14 protein-coding genes are annotated in these 14,666 nt (G+C 58.0%); 9 read left to right on the top strand and 5 right to left on the bottom strand.

From position 1 onward, the window contains the following. Positions 1–16: 16 nt before the first annotated feature. The 3 genes from ACJO3M_RS14645 (at position 17) to ACJO3M_RS14655 (ending at position 2,716) form a co-directional block, all read left to right on the top strand. Entirely contained in the window at positions 17–754 is a 738-nt protein-coding gene (locus tag ACJO3M_RS14645; protein ID WP_407002128.1) for an START domain-containing protein, read from the top strand. A 60-nt stretch (positions 755–814) separates the two neighbouring features. Beyond that, on the top strand, positions 815–1,297 hold the full coding sequence (locus ACJO3M_RS14650; RefSeq protein WP_406986301.1) for a CBS domain-containing protein: 483 nt from the start codon (positions 815–817) through the stop codon (positions 1,295–1,297). Positions 1,298–1,360: 63 nt separating this feature from the next. Beyond that, entirely contained in the window at positions 1,361–2,716 is a 1,356-nt protein-coding gene (locus ACJO3M_RS14655) for a PhoH family protein (protein ID WP_407002138.1), read from the top strand. Between the two features lie 90 nt (positions 2,717–2,806). Here the strand turns inward: ACJO3M_RS14655 and ACJO3M_RS14660 are convergent, their stop codons facing one another. From ACJO3M_RS14660 to ACJO3M_RS14675, 4 genes are all read right to left on the bottom strand, one after another. After that, on the bottom strand, positions 2,807–3,916 hold the full coding sequence (locus ACJO3M_RS14660; RefSeq protein ID WP_407002129.1) for a porin: 1,110 nt from the start codon (positions 3,914–3,916) through the stop codon (positions 2,807–2,809). A gap of 77 nt (positions 3,917–3,993) precedes the next feature. Further along, positions 3,994–5,520 (bottom strand): tripartite tricarboxylate transporter permease, encoded by a 1,527-nt coding sequence (locus ACJO3M_RS14665; RefSeq protein WP_407002130.1) that lies wholly within the window; start codon positions 5,518–5,520, stop codon positions 3,994–3,996. After that, on the bottom strand, positions 5,520–5,966 hold the full coding sequence (locus tag ACJO3M_RS14670) for a tripartite tricarboxylate transporter TctB family protein (RefSeq protein WP_407002131.1): 447 nt from the start codon (positions 5,964–5,966) through the stop codon (positions 5,520–5,522). Before ACJO3M_RS14670 ends, ACJO3M_RS14665 begins: the two co-directional genes overlap by 1 nt. Beyond that, the gene (locus tag ACJO3M_RS14675) at positions 5,963–6,940 is read right to left on the bottom strand and encodes a Bug family tripartite tricarboxylate transporter substrate binding protein (RefSeq protein WP_407002132.1); all 978 of its coding nucleotides are present in this window, start codon (positions 6,938–6,940) and stop codon (positions 5,963–5,965) included. Before ACJO3M_RS14675 ends, ACJO3M_RS14670 begins: the two co-directional genes overlap by 4 nt. A 268-nt stretch (positions 6,941–7,208) precedes the next feature. Here ACJO3M_RS14675 and ACJO3M_RS14680 point away from each other — a divergent pair, with 268 nt between their 5' ends. The 3 genes from ACJO3M_RS14680 to ACJO3M_RS14690 all read left to right on the top strand — a co-directional run bounded on the left by ACJO3M_RS14680 (position 7,209) and on the right by ACJO3M_RS14690 (position 11,621). Next, positions 7,209–8,798, top strand: a complete 1,590-nt coding sequence (locus tag ACJO3M_RS14680; protein WP_407002133.1) for an ATP-binding protein — start codon at positions 7,209–7,211, stop codon at positions 8,796–8,798. Continuing rightward, positions 8,795–9,481 carry a response regulator gene (locus tag ACJO3M_RS14685; RefSeq protein ID WP_407002134.1) on the top strand — a complete coding sequence of 229 codons (687 nt, stop codon included), beginning with the start codon at positions 8,795–8,797 and terminating at the stop codon, positions 9,479–9,481. Before ACJO3M_RS14680 ends, ACJO3M_RS14685 begins: the two co-directional genes overlap by 4 nt. Before the next feature lie 196 nt (positions 9,482–9,677). Continuing rightward, positions 9,678–11,621 (top strand): alpha/beta hydrolase, encoded by a 1,944-nt coding sequence (locus ACJO3M_RS14690; protein ID WP_407002135.1) that lies wholly within the window; start codon positions 9,678–9,680, stop codon positions 11,619–11,621. A gap of 45 nt (positions 11,622–11,666) precedes the next feature. Here the strand turns inward: ACJO3M_RS14690 and ACJO3M_RS14695 are convergent, their stop codons facing one another. Next, positions 11,667–12,092 (bottom strand): secondary thiamine-phosphate synthase enzyme YjbQ, encoded by a 426-nt coding sequence (locus tag ACJO3M_RS14695; protein ID WP_407002136.1) that lies wholly within the window; start codon positions 12,090–12,092, stop codon positions 11,667–11,669. 232 nt (positions 12,093–12,324) lie between these two features. On the opposite strand from ACJO3M_RS14695, the gene tnpA reads away from it, so the two are divergent. The 3 genes from tnpA (at position 12,325) to tnpC (ending at position 14,651) form a co-directional block, all read left to right on the top strand. Continuing rightward, positions 12,325–12,699 carry an IS66-like element accessory protein TnpA gene (gene tnpA, locus ACJO3M_RS14700; RefSeq protein ID WP_406999688.1) on the top strand — a complete coding sequence of 125 codons (375 nt, stop codon included), beginning with the start codon at positions 12,325–12,327 and terminating at the stop codon, positions 12,697–12,699. Beyond that, a complete protein-coding gene (gene tnpB, locus ACJO3M_RS14705; RefSeq protein ID WP_406999690.1) occupies positions 12,696–13,031 on the top strand; it encodes an IS66 family insertion sequence element accessory protein TnpB in 336 nt (111 codons plus the stop codon). The genes tnpA and tnpB overlap by 4 nt, the downstream gene beginning before the upstream one ends. 75 nt (positions 13,032–13,106) lie before the next feature. After that, positions 13,107–14,651: an IS66 family transposase gene (gene tnpC / locus ACJO3M_RS14710; RefSeq protein WP_406999692.1), complete on the top strand. Its 1,545-nt coding sequence runs from the start codon at positions 13,107–13,109 to the stop codon at positions 14,649–14,651. The last annotated feature ends 15 nt before the right edge of the window (positions 14,652–14,666 follow it).

Here is a 14,666-nt window from a genome sequence, read left to right on the forward strand (position 1 = left end):
CAAGGAAGTGTACTCTATGCCTAATCAAAGAGCCCACGGCAAGCCCACATTCACCATTCTGACTGCCATTCTGACCCTCGCCACCAGCTTCCCGGCACTCGTCCAGGCTGGATTACCTTCCGAGAATGCCGATGGCTGGACCCTGCGCAAGGAATCCGACAACATCAAGGTCTACACCATCGACCAGGACGACTCCAGCTTCCAGGCATTCAAGGCCGAAGCATTGATGGATACCTCCATGGAAAACCTGATGGCGGTGATGGTCAATCCGGAATCCTGCGTTGAGTGGGTTCACAATTGCACCAAATCCCATGCCTTTGGTGACGGCAACTTCCTCGACCGGTACGCCTACTCGGTGAATGACATGCCCTGGCCGGTGACCGACCGGGACTACGTCCTGCGCATCCGTACCCATGGCGAACAGTCCACAGGTGAGGTGGAGATGGACCTCAACGCTGTCCCTGATCGCCGCGAGGAGGTCGATGGCCTCGTCCGGGTTGATCGCTCTGATACCCGGTATCGATTTATTCCCGAAGGCGACAAGACTCGTATGGTCTGGATCCAGCACACCGAACCCAATGGCTCGATACCCGGCTGGCTGGTCAACACCTTGCTGGTGGACATTCCGGTAAGATCCATGGAGCAACTGGAGCGGGTCACACACCGGGAGCGCTACCAGGACCACACACTGGTGTATGACGATGAAGGTAAACTCATTGATGTGGCGCCATCGTTACAATCAGGGGATGACTAGCCGCACGGGACAAGCTAAGCTCTGGTGAAAAGGACCCTTCAACAGAACAGGACCCGGTAAATGACTGTTCTCGCTTACGAGATCATGACCCCAAGCATCAAGGCCGTACCGCAATCATGGACGATGGAGAGGCTGGCCCGCTTCCTCACCGACAACGAAATCACTGGAAGTCCGGTCACCGATGAACACGGTGACATTGTCGGTATCGCCACCCTGAAAGACATCACCGAATTTCGCTGGAACGCCAACCGCAATGACAACGATGCCCGGCTGACCCCGGAAGAGGAGCGGGAAGCCCGCCGCCTCCGCATGGCCATCTTCGAGGAGATGGGTAAGGTCCCCGTCGAAGTACGGGATATCATGACGCCGAGCGTCCTTTCCGTTGATGAACAGACCCCGGTGCGCGATATCGCCGATATCATGATGCGTGAACACCTGCACCGGATCTTCGTTACAAAAGACGACAAGATCACCGGTATCATCACCACTTATGACATGCTAAAACTGATTTCAGACAAAGAACTCACCAGCCGCTGTGCCTGAAACGACTGAGCCACCAGAGAGGTAACGCGCCTTATGCCAGGAGCATCGCAAGCTCGCCGAAAGATGTATGTCCTCGACACCAACGTCCTGATTCACGACCCCAACGCCCTCCTCAATTTTGAAGAACACGATGTCATCCTTCCGATGACGGTCCTTGAAGAACTCGACAGCCTCAAATCCGGTAAACAGGCCGTAGCTGCCGATTGTCGCCAGGCCATTCGCAACATCGACAAACTGCTGGGTGATGCCAGCCCGAAGGACATTGAGAAAGGCGTTCCCATTGTAAGGGCAAAGAAGGCCGAGCCCCTTGGCACCCTGTCGATCCTGATGAGCACCGAAAACCACGGCAATCATTCCCTGCCGGAACACCTCAACGACAACAAGATCATCAACACTCTGGCGGCGCTGCAGGAACAGCACAAATCCCGTGACATCATCCTGGTCAGCAAAGACATCAACATGCGGCTCAAAGCCCGCGGTTTCGGTGTCGAAGCCCAGGATTACCACAACGACATGTTGCTGGATGACATCGATTTGCTGCCCAAAGGCTACAAGCAATTCCCCAATTCCTTCTGGGACAATATCGCCAAGGTGGAAACCATACAGCGCGAGGGCATCACCGAACATATCCTCAAGCGCGAAGGTGAGCTGGCCAGGCTCAACGTCAACGAATTCGTGGTGGACGAACAGGGATTCGTTGGCAAGGTGGTGGACCTGTCTGATGACCAACTGGTCATGCAGGATCTGCATCAACACGATCTGATGAACGAGGAAGTCTGGGGCCTGGTCCCCCGGGACATATACCAATCGCTGGCCCTGAACCTGCTGCTGGATCCCGACATTCACCTGGTGAACCTGACGGGGTCGGCCGGTTCGGGTAAAACCATCCTGGCGCTGGCCGCCTGCATCGAGATGACCGTGGCGAGCAAGCTGTACAAGCGCATCATCGCCACCCGAAGCACCCAGGGGCTGGATGAAGACATCGGCTTCCTGCCCGGTACCGAGGCAGAGAAAATGGAGCCCTGGCTGGGCGCCATCGTCGATAACCTGGAAGCGCTCCATGAAGACGACGAGAACATGACCGCAAGCGTCGACTACATCCTCAGCAAGGTGCCATTGCACTTCAAGTCCATGAACTACATCCGCGGGCGCAGTTTCCAGCACAGCCTGATCATTATCGACGAGTCCCAGAACCTGACGCCGCACCAGATCAAGACCATCATTACCCGCGCCGGCAACGGCTCCAAGGTCATCTGCCTGGGTAACCTGGCACAGATAGACACCCCCTATCTCAGCGCCCTCAGCTCCGGCCTGACCTACATGACGGAACGCTTCAAGGGCTTCCGCCATGGCGGCCACATCCATCTCCAGGGTGTACCGAGGTCGGTTCTGGCGGAATACGCCGAAGCCAATCTCTGACAGCCCTCCAGAACCAAAAAAGCCGCACCCTTAACCCGGTGCGGCAAATCTGGGCTCATTCACCCAGGGACAACAACAAAGAGACGCAAATCAGAACTTCAGCCGTCCTCCGACCAGAACGGTGTCCACATCGTCAAAGTCAGCACCGGCACGATCCAGGGAATGGTTGTTGTAACCGGCATAAGCCTCAAACCATTTGATTGGGGTGAAGACATAGCCTACCCCGACGGTTTCCGCCGAGTCGCCCTTTTCAACGCGGTCTTCTGTTTCCATATAATGAATGTCGAAGGCATGTCTGCCCATTATGTATCCCAACTTCGCCAGGTAGAAATCAGAGTCCGGATTGGCAGAGTCATCATCACTGCTGGCTGAGTAGGCGCCCGTCAGGTTGATACCGCTGTCGTGCAACCACGACAGCGAACCGCCAAGGGTTTCAACATCCCCGGTTTGCCCGCCACTGTCCTTGACTGAATAACCGAGCGCACCGGAAATCTTGCCCCCGAACCGGCCAGAGAAGCGCACCCCGATCTCTGAAACGTCATCACCATCCTTGATGCCCTGGCTTATCGAGGGCTGCAGCCCGGCCAGGGCTGGCAGATCGTACTTCACACGGCTGTACCGGCTCTCGAAATCCTGGTCGCTCGTGGCAGCCCCCAGCCGGACCCGCGTATCGGTGGCATCGTCCAGAAACTCCAGACCGCCACCCACCAAGCCGGGGTTGGTATACGAAATAACCTTGGTACCCGACAGGTCCCGTTCGATGTTGCCGTTCGCGGCCCCATCACCCTGGCCGAGTGATAACTTGCCAAATCCACCGGAGACAAACAGGTTCAGCTGGCGCTCATTGAATTCGCCGCTGATCGAACGCTCTTCAAGCGTCACTTTGTTAGAGGCGTTCTGCTGATACTCCAGCTCCACATGGGCACCGACCACCAGGTCTGTATCGTTCAAGTCGCCTTTCAGTTTGGCGCCGATCCGGCTCCCGCTGTTGTCGTTATCAACGATGAAGTGCTCACTGCCATCGCCAGTGTCACCATACAGAAGACCATAGTTCAGCTGGCCATACACGTCCGCAGACACATTCGACACCGGCGCATCCGCTGAGAGCTTCGAGCCCATCGCCTGGGCATACGCACCTGAAGCGGAGAAACCACAAACAACCAACGCAATACATGAAACCAATCTTTTTTGTTTTCTCATTACATCCTTCCTTATTGAATTGTATTTATTGCTTTGCAAGCCAGACACCAGTCTGGCGGGAACACACTGGAGCGCAGTCAGTCACTGACCGGGCTTTCCTTCATGGCAGCGTTCATGCGGCGACGCAGCAGGGGGCCAACCAGGTACGGCAGCACCAGGCTCAACCCGGCGACCAGCCAGAAGCTCTTGGCCAGGGTGCTGGCCCAGAGAATGCTCCAGTCACCATCTGACAGCACAAGGGCATGTCCGAGGTTCTTTTCCATCTCCGGTCCCAGCAACAGACCGAGAATGATGGGCACCACCGGGATTTCCAGCTTGCGCAGGAAATAACCGGCAACACCAAACGCCACCATGAAATACAGATCGAAAGTACTGTTGCTGATGGAGTAAATGCCCACGAAGGCAACCATGGTCACGATCGGCAACAGGTACATGGGGGGAACTGACAGCAGCCGTACAAAGAGCCCGACCAGAGGAATGTTCAGCAGCAGCAAGAGCACATTCCCGATGAGAAGGGCTGCGATGACGCCCCAGACAATATCGGCGTTCTGGGTGAACATAAGCGGGCCAGGCGTGATGTTCAGGGAAATCAACATCGCCAGCAGAACCGCTGTCGTGCCACTGCCAGGCACGCCCAGGGTCAACATGGGCACCAGCGCACCCGATGAAGCACCGTTGTTACCCGCTTCAGGCGCAACCACACCGCGGATATCGCCTTCACCGAACCTGCCCTTCTTGCCAAGGATCTGCTTCTCCAGCGTGTAACTGATGAAGCTGCCCAGAGACGCGCCCGCCCCCGGCAGGACCCCGGAAATAAACCCGAGCACACCACCACGCAACTGGGTAGGAATGGTGCTGACCAGTTCCCGGAAGCCGAGAGTCAGCTTGCCCACGCTCACCTTTTCGCGCCCACGGCCCATGCGTGACTCGACGAAGAACAACAACTCCGAGATCGCAAACAGCCCCACAATGGCGAGAATAAAATCGATCCCTTCGTACAGCTCCAGCACGCCAAAGGTGTAGCGCTGGGTGCCGGTGGAGATATCGATCCCCACGGTGGAAATCATGATCCCCAAAGTGGCAGCGATCACGGTTTTCATCGGGTTCTTACCGGTAATACCACCCAGCGTTGCAAACGCCAGCAGGAACAGCGCGAAGTACTCCGCCGGTCCAAAACTGAGAGCAAACTTCGCCAGCACCGGGGCCAGCATGATCAAACCCACCGTCCCGATCAGACCGCCAGAGAACGATGCTATGGCAGAGATCGCCAGCGCATCCGCCGCCCTGCCCTTGCGGGCCATCGGATAGCCATCAAGACAGGTCATCATCGCCGGCTCGTCACCGGGGATATTGAGCAGGATGGAGGATATGCGGCCGCCGTACATGGCCCCCGCGTAGACCGAGGTCAGCAGGATCATGGCCGTTTCCGGCGGCAGACCCAGGGTGAACGCCAGGGGAATAAGAATGGCCACGCCATTGGCGGGACCGAGGCCCGGCATACAACCGATCAGGGTACCGGCAAAGGCGCCAAGCAGGGCAAACATCAGATTGTACGGTGTCAGTGCCACCGCAAAGCCGTCCATCAGAAAACCGAGCGTTTCCATCAGTTCACCTCCAGAAGGCCAGCGGGCAGGCTCAGCGACAAGCCGTAGTTGAACAATACAAACACCACTACGGCACTCATCAGACCCGTCACAAATGCACTTCGGGGATTAGCGCCCATGCGCCAGCTCAATGTGCCCACAGCCAGGGTTGTCGAGATGACAAACCCCAAAGGCTCAAGCAGCATGGCGTACACCACCAGAACCAGCAGGGACACCACAAGCTCCAGTGCGGACTTGCCCAGCGGCCACTGGGCATCGGGATCCGGCCTGATCATCAGGTAGATACCACCGGCCACCAGCACGACCGCCAGGATGGTGGGGAAGGTTTCCGGCCCCACGGTTTCGGCGCCGCCAAACGGTTCCGGCCACTGCTGGGCCACCCAGCCGTAAACCACCGCCAGCACCATCAGGCCAAGACCAAGAAGTCGATCACCGAGGCCAGTCATTTGAGCAGCCCTATTTCACGAGACAGAGTTTCGATGTCCTGCACCTGCTGCCGCACAAAGCTGTCAAATTCACCCGCCGGTGGGTGGAAGGGAATCAGGCCATTGGCCTTCATGACCTTTTTCCATTCCTCGCTGGTGTAAAGGGTATCGACCGTATTGGCCCAGTAGGTCTTGGATTCTTCGGAGGCGTCCTTCGGCATGTAGAAACCCCGCCAGTTCGGACCGACCGCATCAATGCCCTGCTCTTTTGCCGTCGGAATCTCTGCAAAGTTACCCGGCACACGCTCATCCGACAGTACCGCCAGCACACGCAGGTCGCCGGATTCCATAAAGCCGGTGACTTCTGAGAGGTCACCGGTAAAGGCATCAACCTGGCCGCCCACCACCTGGGTCATGGCTTCGCCGCCGTTGTTGTAGGAAAGGTAGGGAATCGCCGGGAGCTGCTCAGCACCGGCAGCCTTTGCCGTGATCAGGACCTTGAGATGATCCCACCCGCCCCGGGCACTGCCGCCCGCGAACTTCACCGACTTGGGATTCGCCTTGACGGCATCCAGAAGCTGATTCAGGTTCTGGTATTTGGAGTTGCTGCCCACGGCAATCACGCCGTAGTCGGCCCCCAACGCCCCAACCCAATTCACCATATCTGCGTCCAGACCGGGAAACTGCTTCTGTGCCAGGCGTGTGGTGGTGGCTGTCGATGCGGCCACTATAAGCTTGTCGTCCTCGGCCCGCTTGCTGACCGTGTGGGCAAAAGCAACCCCGCCACCGGCGCCAGCCATGTTCACGGTCTGGACCGTGCCATCAATCAGGCCAAGCTCTCTGAGGACATTGCCGGCACTGCGGCAGGTAAAGTCCCAGCCACCGCCCGGATCGGAAGGAGCAATACACTCGACCTTACCGGAAGGCTGCCAGGCCAGAGCGGACATGCTGAAGGTGGCGGCTGCCACCAGGGAAAGTGTTTGTTTGATAGTCATGATTGTCACCTCACTCTTGTTTTTATGGTCTCTTCCTCGGCGGATCTCATTGCTGGAAGCCGCTGGAAGGAGACTCGCAAAAACAGACTAGAGGGCAATCAACGCCTCCAGAAGTTTCTGGACGTAAAGCCTTTAAAGAAACTAATGGGCGTTAAGTTCATAAAATTTACGGGTAATCGCGAAACTTGTGATTTACCCTGAAGGGAATAATGACAACAAACCAATCGCTGCTGATAACGTGTTCCGAAAAACCAAACTTAAAACCCGAATGATCCTTTCGCTCGGGTTCGTCAGTGCCCTGCAAACTACACTGATCGGCGTATTCGCCGGCTATTACCTCAGTGATTCCCTGTTTGATGAGATCGGACAGCGTGCGCTGATGGTTGCCAAAACCGTTGCCGCCGCGCCCACAGTAATAGAGGGCATCCACCAGCGTGATATAGACACCCTCAATCTGTTGGCCAGGCGCCTGGCACACACCAACGAAGCCCTGTTCATTGTTATCGGTGACCACCAGGCCATTCGCCTTGCGCACCCCTCCGCCGACCGGATTGGCCACTCCATGGCAGACGACGATGGTGACGATGGCCGGCGCGCCCTGGTCGATGGTGAGTCCTACGTGGCAAGGGCCGAAGGTAGCCTGGGCGAGTCCATGCGCGGCAAGGCACCGGTGGTTGAACCGGATAGCGGCGAGATTATCGGCATTGTTTCGGTCGGCTATGGCGTCGATCAGGTGAACGCAACCATTGAACGTTACAGCATCGTGCTCTACAGCGTCGTTGGCCTGGCGCTGTTGATCAGCATAGTGATTGCCATCGTCATTGCCGGTCGCTTCAAACGCGCCATATTCGGACTGGAGCCGGAGGAAATCGCACGCCTGTTCCAGGAGCGGGACGCCACACTCCAGTCGGTCCGGGAGGGCATTATCGCCATCAATCGCGAGGGCATTATCACCACCGTGAACCGAACCGCTCTGGAAACGCTTGGATTGGACCCGCACACACCTCTGGCAGGCCGCCCCATTCTCGAAGTCCTGCCCGAAAGCGACCTGCTTTCGGTGCTTGAGTCCGGCACACCGGACTTTGACCGGGAAGTGTGGCTGAGAAACCGGCAGATGATCGTGAACCGGCTACCCGTCCGCCAGGGCGCGGACATTATTGGCGTGGTCGCCAGTTTCAGGCTTCGGGACGAAGTGGATCAGGTCAGCCAGCAGTTAACGCGGATACAGCAATACGCTGACACCTTACGAAGCCAGACCCATGAGTACTCGAACAAGCTCCATACCATTGCCGGCCTGATCCAGATCGAAGCCTATGAAGACGCACTGAGTCTGATTGGCAGTGAAGTCAGTGATCACCAGGCGCTGATTCACCTGCTGCTGGATGCGGTGCCCGACCCTATCATTGCCGGTTGCCTTCTGGGCAAGTACAACCGGGCGCGGGAAATGGGCCTGCGCCTCCACATCGATCCGGATAGCCGGATGACGGATATACCCGCCGATATGCCGCGGGATCAACTGGTCAGCGTGCTCGGCAACCTGATCGACAATGCCCTTGAAGCAACCCGCCAACAAACCGGCGAAGGCGGGCTCGTTGAGCTTTCCATGACCGACCTCGGGCACGAACTGATTTTCGAGGTGGAAGATCAAGGCCCCGGCATTCCTGAAGATCTCCGGCAGACGATTTTCGAGAAAGGCGTGAGCACCAAGAAAGGTGACGCACATGGCTATGGCCTGCACCTGGTACGCCAGTTCCTGAATCGCTGGGGTGGGTCAGTCACGGTTGACGACCTGCCTGGAAAAGGCGCCCGCTTTACCCTTTACCTACCTAAAACCAGCAGAGGGAGGGACAGTCATTGACCATCATTCGCGTTCTGATTGTTGAAGATGACCGGAAAATTGCGGAAATCCAGCGACGATTTGTCGAACGCCTGGACGACGTCGAACTGTGTGGCATCGCCCACAGCCTGGAAGACGCAAGGGACCTGATCGACGTGATGGCGCCTCACCTGATCCTGCTGGACATCTATTTCCCCGACGGGAACGGGCTTGAACTGCTCCGTGAGCTCCGGGCAAAAGACAGCAGCAGTGACGTCATTCTCATCACCGCTGCCAAGGAAGTGGAAACCCTGAGAAGCGCCCTGCGCGGCGGGGTGTTCGACTATATCCTCAAACCGCTGGTGTTCGAACGCCTTGAGGAAGCCGTCAGCCGATACCGGGACCACCTTCGCCACCTGTCAGGCCTGGTCCGGGTGGCACAGAAAGAGGTGGATGCCCTGCTGCCCCGGAGCTCGGGCGAGGATACCCAGCCGGCCCGCGAAGAACGGCTACCCAAGGGCATCGACAGTATCACGCTAGATAAGATCCGTGAGGTGCTGTCATCCGGACAGCACTGGAGTGCCGAGGAACTGGGCAATGCCATCGGCGCCTCCCGGACTACCGCTCGCCGCTATCTGGAGTTTCTGGTCGGTAAGGGCGAGCTCACCGCCGAAGTGACCTACGGCAGCGTTGGACGCCCGGAAAGGCGATACCACCTCCAGTGAGATCACGTCCCTCGCCACAACCACACTCCCTGACTGGTCAGGCATACCTTCAGGTGCGTGAGCGTCCCCTGAAGCTTTGACCTGCGAGCCATTCTCCCCGGGCATTCTGGCCATCGCCCCGTAAATCGCCCCGCCTTATTGTGACTTTCGTCACACTTTGTAATGCATCACAACAAAAACATACAAAGGCATAATTATGAACAGATTAACCAGTACCCTGGTTATTGGCACCAGTGCGGCTCTGCTGGCGGCATGCGGAGGAGGTGGCAGCAGCTCTGAGGCTTCTGGTGGAGCCACCCTGGGCGACACCGAAAGCCGCGAAACCAACACCCAACCCTCAACCACCCGAACCATTTCCCGTCCACTGACAGAAAGCATCAGCGAGCTGGTACACGCCTCCTGCGACCAAGGCAGTGATCTGACCGGCGGCCGCAGCTATCGGGTAGAAATGCCTTCCCGGATAGATGGTGCCGCGATCGTATTCCAGGTTTTCGAGCCAACCCAGTTTGACTGCAAGACTGAACACCCCCTGATTCTCCAGGGACACGGTTTCAGCGGCACTCGCTCCACCGAAGCCGGTGATGATCCTCTGGCCCCCATCGCCCCATTGGTGGACGCGGGCTTCACTGTGATCAGCATCGACCAGCGTGGTCATGGTGAAAGCGGCGGAACCATTCGGGTGATGGATCCGGACTTTGAAGGAGAAGACCTTGTCCAGATTGTCGACTGGGCGGAAACCCACCTGGATTACCTCAAATACCGTGATGACAACCTGTTGCTGGGTGGCGTCGGCGGCAGCTACGGTGGCGGTTTCCAGTACCTGCTTTATAACGCAGACCCGGATCAGCGCATGGACGCCATGGTGCCGCACATTACCTGGCACGACCTGACCTACAGCCTGAACCCGGGCAACGTTACCAAGAACTACTGGCTCGCGTTCCTTTCCCTTGCCGGGGATGCCGGGACAGGCGGCTCCATGGACCCATACCTGCGTTCTTCGCTGATCGATGGCATTGTCCAGAACCGCTTCCCCGAGCCGGCACTGGATTTCTTCCACTACCACAGCCCCAGTTATTTCTGGGAGAACGAACGCAGCCTTGAACTGTTCGACAGCGGCAACAGCCAGGAGTACCTGCTGGATCCGATCACCGGACAGATTCCCATCACCAGTGACGGCCGTTATGTCATCAAGACGCCACAGATGGCCCCTTATCCGGTAGACGTACTCATGTTCCAGGGCATGCGAGACAGCCTGTTTCCCTTCAACGACGCCTGGGAAAATTACAAGGAGCTGAAAGCAGCCGGCGGTGACGTGCGCTTGCTCACCTACCCCTTCAGTCATCATTACCTTGCGCCCAACGTCGGCCTGATCCAGGAAACCCTGGCGAGCCTGGGCTTCTATGCCGAGTCGCTGCCGGATCTGGCCACTGCGGGCCTCAACACCCTGACCGATTGCGGCGACATCAGCGCCAATCAGGCGACCGTTGCCTGGTTCAATGAAAAGCTTCTGGGCCGTGGCAATGCGGATAACGTGATCACCACCGGCGACCAGATATGTTACACCCTCTCCCCCGGTGACGCGGTCCCGGCACCGGAAGTCACCGTTGGTGGCGCCAGCTTCCCGGTCAGATACGATATGCTGGGAGAAGACATAGAGGTAACCACCTTCACGGGCGTCGCGGGTTTGTTACCAACCATCGTTCCTTTGACAACGCTGGAGAGTGACGGAGTTATCGCCGGTATCCCGACGGCCACACTCAATGTCGGAGCCCCGTTGTCCGACCTCGAGGAGCGTTGTCTGGATGAGTCGGATCCGGTGTTCGCAACCGGCACCTGCGATGCCATCCTGTTTGTCGGGGTTGGTGTTATCAGAGGGGGCGCAAGCATTCCCGAACTGATCGACGAACAAGTTCAGCCCATTCGCGGCTTCGGGCAACACGACATCGAACTGACGGGAATTGCAGAACGGCTGAACACCGGAGATCAACTGGTCCTGATGCTTTATGGTCAGCACCCGACATTCCTTGGCGCCTTTTCCCGCGATCTGACGGTTCCCGCAGTCAGTGTCAGCGGCAATGTTTCACTGCCTCTGCTGACGGAAGACGGACAGCAGCAACTTGAAATGACAACCTCACGCTAAGACAGGCCATACTGGCAGATTCATTCAAGGGGGTCTGCCAGCTCCTTACCACCGCCCCTGCAACGTTGCCACAATGCGGCGGCTTCCGGCATGGTCCCGGTGCTCGCACAGATAGATTCCCTGCCAGGTTCCCAGGGCCAGATGACCATCCGAAACCGGGATTGTCAGTGAGTGGCCAATCAACACGTTTTTTATATGGGCGGGCATATCATCAGCCCCCTCAGCGGTGTGCTGATAGTAATCAGCCCCTTCCGGAGCCAGCACATTGAAATGCCGCTCCAGATCCCCCCGCACATCCGGATCCGCGTTCTCGTTTATCGCCAATGACGCGGAACTGTGCTGAATAAACAGGTGCAGCAGCCCAACCTGACAATTCCTGAGGTCCGGTGCCTGCGCGACAATTTCGTTTGTCACCAGGTGGAACCCGCGCGGAAGGGGTGCCAATTCGATAAATTTCTGGTCCCAGATCATCTACTGTTCACCTTTTTGTGTAGCGATCAACAAACTCTGACTTCAGCCTAACGCTCTGCATTGGTATTGGCTATGCTTAACTACTAACTCCAAACCTGACGATAAGACTGAACTATGCGCAGCCGGAATGATGTACTGATTACTCTCAACGTAAGCGTCCGGTGATCCCATCTTGAGCACGGCGCTGCCAACGTCAGGATAGTGTCCACTTATTTTCTAGTGGACACTTAACATGAACGAATTAAGCGTAACCAAGCCCTACCAACGCCGTCGCCGGTTTTCCCGCGAATTCAAAGCCGAGATTGTCGCCAAATGCCTGGAACCCGGGGCCTCCGTTTCCCGGATTTCACTGGATAACGGTCTCAACGCCAACATGGTCCGGCGCTGGATGAGTGAAGCGCAGCGAGCGGATAAAACACCAGCAACACCGGGATTTGTTCCGGTTAATCTGCCTGCTGCAACCTCTGCACCGGGCAACCAATCGGTCTCGGATAAGCGTAGCACCATCCGCATCGAGATTCCCCGCGCCGGTGGTGCGGTGGTGGTGGAGTGGCCTGCGGAGCAGGCCCACCAGTGTGCCGCCCTGTTGCGGGATCTGCTGGGATGATCCGCATTGACGAGATCTGGCTGGCCACTGAGCCGCTGGACATGCGAGCCGGGCCAGACAAAGCGCTGGCTCGGGTTATTCAGGTCTTCGGTTCTGCCAGGCCGCATTGCGCCTACCTGTTTGCCAACAAACGGGGCAACCGGATGAAGGTCTTGATCCACGATGGCCTGGGCATCTGGCTCTGTGCTCGCCGGCTGAATCGGGGCAAGTTCCACTGGGGCGAAGCCTGGCGCGGTGACCAACTGCGCCTGACTGAGGAACAGTTATCCGCTCTGGTTCAGGGCCTGCCCTGGCAACGCCTTGGCGCTGAAGGCGTGATCTCCATTCTGTAACCATAAGCTGAGTGATATCGCCATAGCCAGAACCGCGAATCGCTTGCGGCACATGGACTTGGCATACTGACGGGCATGACTCAGCGCCCCGATCTCGACCAACTCTCTGCCGATCAGCTCCGTGCTCTTGCCACGGAACTGTTCGATCGTGTCGAGAACAAGGAGCGGGCCCTGGTGCACCGTGATGCGGTCATCGAGAAGCTGACTCACGAAGTGGCCATCCTCAAGCGCCATAAGTATGCCCGGCGCAGCGAGCAACTGGACGCCGTCCAGGGACGACTGCTGGATGAACTGATCGACAGCGACCTGGCGGCTATCGAAGTCGAGCTGGAACAGGCGATGACCGAGGAGCAGAAAGCTGCCCGGCCAAAGCAAAAGCCCAAGCGCACCCCGCTGCCGCCGGAACTGCCCCGCACCCTGATCCACCACGAGCCCGAAAACACTCAGTGCCGCTGCGGCTGCCAGCTCAAGCGCATCGGCGAAGACGTCAGCGAAAAGCTGGACTACGTTCCGGGCGAGTTCACGGTGGAACGCCACATCCGGGGCAAGTGGGTCTGTGACAGTTGCGAGACCCTGGTCCAGGCACCGGTGCCACCGCAGGTGATCGACAAGGGCATTCCCACCGCTGGTCTGCTGGCTCAGGTCCTGGTGGCCAAGTACGCCGATCATCTACCGCTGTACCGTCAGGAACGCATCTTCGGTCGCGCCGGCCTCGAAATTCCGCGCTCCACCCTGGCCGAATGGGTCGGTGCCTGCGGTGTGCAGTTACAGCCCCTGGTGGATGCGCTGAGAAACACCCTGCTGGACCACAGCGTTCTGCATGCCGATGAAACCCCGGTCAGCATGCTGGCCCCGGGCAAGAAGAAAACCCACAAGGCCTACGTCTGGGCTTACTGCACCACACCGTTCTCGGACCTGAAAGCCACCGTTTATGACTTCGCGCCCAGCCGTGCAGGCGAACACGCCCGCACCTTCCTGGGTGACTGGCAGGGCAAGCTGGTCTGTGATGATTACGCTGGTTACAAGGCCGGGTTCGGCAACGGCATCATCGAGATCGGTTGCATGGCCCACGCCCGGCGCAAGTTCTACGATCTGCACGAAGCCAACAAGAGCGAGCTAGCCGCTAAGGCGCTGGAGTACATCGGAAGGCTCTACGAAATCGAGCGGGACACCAAAGACCTGCCACCGGACAAGCGGCAGGAAATCCGGGAAACAAAAGCCAAGCCGATTGCTGATGCGCTGCATCAGTGGATGCTGGCGCATCGCCAGAAAGTGCCGGATGGTTCCGGCACGGCCAAAGCGTTGGATTACAGCCTCAAACGCTGGGCAGCGCTGACGCGCTACCTGGACGATGGTGCTGTGCCCATCGACAACAACTGGGTGGAAAACCAGATCCGGCCCTGGGCGCTGGGCCGCTCCAACTGGTTGTTCGCGGGATCACTGCGCAGTGGTCAGCGTGCGGCTGCCATCATGACTCTGATCCAGTCGGCGAAGCTGAACGGACATGATCCGTATGCCTATCTGAAGGATGTGCTGACCCGTCTCCCGATGCAGAAGAACAACGCCATCGATGAGCTATTGCCTCACAACTGGAAGCCGGCTATTACTGACAAGGTGTGATGGCCGGACGCTTAC

The organism is Marinobacter alkalisoli (assembly GCF_045449795.1).
Taxonomy (GTDB): domain Bacteria; phylum Pseudomonadota; class Gammaproteobacteria; order Pseudomonadales; family Oleiphilaceae; genus Marinobacter.